The organism is Kitasatospora sp. NPDC004240 (assembly GCF_053603215.1).
In genome coordinates, this window is the sequence record NZ_JBSGFD010000418.1 from 1 (window position 1) to 2329 (window position 2329).

Here is a 2329-nt window from a genome sequence, read left to right on the forward strand (position 1 = left end):
GGCCGGGGCCGTGGCCGGGGCGGCGTCGTCGCGCGGCGGCCCGAACACGCCGAGGCCCGCCAGCACCGTCACCGTGGTGACGGCCACCCCGCAGACCAGCGCCCCGGCCGCCCGCAGCAGCATCGGCCGCTGGTCGCCGGCCAGCTCGTAGGCCTCACCGGCCCGCAGGTCCCGCCAGCGCAGCAGCGCGCCGCGGGCCAGCCAGACCCCACCGGCCGCGGCGGCCATCAGGGGAAGGGCGAGGAGTGAACGGAGCATGGGACGCACCACCTCGGGGAGGGCCGGACACCGGAACGGCCCCGGCGGGCGCGACGGGCGTGCCGGGCCGGCCAAGGGGCGTGCCCCAGCGTGCAAGACGACCGGACGGTCACACGCGGGTGTGCCCGGCGCGTACCGCCCGTTCACTCGAAGGTGCGACACGGGGTACGGCGCGAAGCCGTACGGGTGGGGTGGCGGGCGGGTTGCCGGGTGAGGTGGCGGGGCAGGGTGTCGGGCAGGGGTCCGGGCGAGGGGTCAGCCCGCGCGCAGGGCCACCGTCATCGCCTCCACCGCGAGCAGCGGGTCGACGTTGCGGTCCAGCGCCTTGCGACAGGCGAGCACCGCCTCGATCCGGCGCAGGGTGCCCTCCGGCGGCCCGGCCTGGGCCACCCGGTTCAGAGCCTGGCGCTGGTCCTCGTTGGCGAGCACGCCGGTCGAACCGAGCTGCAGGGCGAGCACGTCCCGGTAGAAGCCGAGCAGGTCGAGCAGCGCCACGCCGAGCGTCTCCCGACGGGTGCGGGTCGCCCGGCTCTTCTGCCGCTTCTCCAGCTCCTTGACCGCCCCGGCCATCCCGCGCGGGGCCTTGCCGCCCTCCGAGGCGCCGTACGCGGCCTTGAGGTCGTCGGTCTCCTTGGCGTCCTGGGTCTCGGCGAGCGCCTCCGCGTCCGCCTTGGCGGTGTCCACCAGCCGCTGGGCCGCGGCCAGGCAGCCACCGAGGTCGGCGACCTCCAGCGGGATGCGCAGCACCTCGGTACGGCGGGTCCGGGCCTGCTCGTCGACGGCCAGGCGGCGCGAACGATCGATGTCGCCCTGCCCGGCGAGCGCGGCCAGCCGGGCCGTCCCCGGCTCCACTCCGTCGCGGCGCACCAGCGTGTCGGCGACCGCCTCGGCGGACGGCGTGCGCAGCACCAGCAGCCGGCAGCGTGAGCGGATGGTCGGCAGCACGTCCTGCACGGAGGGCGCGCAGAGCAGCCAGACCGTCCGCGGGGACGGCTCCTCGACGCCCTTGAGCAGCGCGTTCGCGGCGGCCTCGGTGAGCCGGTGGGCGGCGTCCACCAGGATCACCGACCAGCGGCCGCCGGTCGGGTAGCTGGAGGCGCGCAGCACCAGGTCGCGCATGTCGCCGACGCCGATCGACAGGCCGTCGGTGCGCACGTACTTCACGTCGGCGTGGCTGCCCGCCAGCACCGTGTGGCAGCCGTCGCAGAAGCCGCAGCCGGGTGTACCGCCCAGCGCCAGGTCGGGGCTGGTGCACTGCAGCGCGGCGGCGAAGGCGCGGGCCGCCGTGGTCTGCCCGGCCCCGGGCGGGCCGGTGAACAGCCACGCGTGCGTCATCAGCGAGGCGTTGCCCCCCGATCCGGCGGGGGCCCCGGCGCCACGGCCGGCGGCGACCGTCGCCCCGGCCGCCCGGGCCGCCGCGCTCAGCTGCTCGACCACCCGCTCCTGGCCCACCAGGTCGTCCCAGACGGCCACTGCTGCTCCTGCTCCCCGGTCCGGTCCCGATTCCCCCGCGACCGAGCATACGTGGCCGGTACGACAGGCCGCGGACACCGCCGGGAGGCCGGAGCCGCGCGAACGGCGGGGGGCCGGCGTCGGAGGCCGGGCCCGGTGAACGGACGAGGGCGGCGCCGCCGGGTCTCCCCGGGGCACCGCCCTCCGTCCGTCGGACGCGCTCGCGCGCCCGGGTCAGCCCCGGCGCCAGCGGCGGCCGCGACCCTTGCCCTCGTCCTTGCCGCCGTCGCCCGTACCGCCCCCACCGGTGGGGGCGCCGCCGGTGGGGCCGCCGCCGGTGGGGGCGCCGTCCGGACCGCCGTCGCGGGGCAGGCGCGGGTCGCGCGGGTCCTGGCCGGCGGGCCGGTCGGCGCCCTGCTCCCAGCGGGCCCACTCGTCGTGCGAGCCGAGCAGGGTGTCGGTCAGGCTCGGGAGGTCGTCCATCGGGGTCTCCTCGGCCCAGGCCGGACGCGGCCGCGGATCGGCGGCCGGCTCGTCCTCGACCACCGGGAGCTCCCGGGTGCCGCCGTCCTGCGGGTCGCCGTCCTGCGGGTCGGCGGGCTGCGGCGCGGACGCCCGG

General features: G+C 78.4%; 3 protein-coding genes. All 3 read right to left on the bottom strand.

Translation table 11 applies throughout. The annotated features are described in order from the left end of the window. The coding region (locus tag ACWEQL_RS42185; RefSeq protein ID WP_452156888.1) for a hypothetical protein at window positions 1–258 on the bottom strand (258 nt) is incomplete at its 3' end. A 255-nt stretch (window positions 259–513) separates the two neighbouring features. Continuing rightward, on the bottom strand, window positions 514–1731 hold the full coding sequence (locus ACWEQL_RS42190) for a DNA polymerase III subunit delta' (RefSeq protein WP_452156890.1): 1218 nt from the start codon (window positions 1729–1731) through the stop codon (window positions 514–516). A gap of 213 nt (window positions 1732–1944) precedes the next feature. Further along, the coding region (locus ACWEQL_RS42195) for a hypothetical protein (protein WP_452156892.1) at window positions 1945–2329 on the bottom strand (385 nt) is incomplete at its 5' end.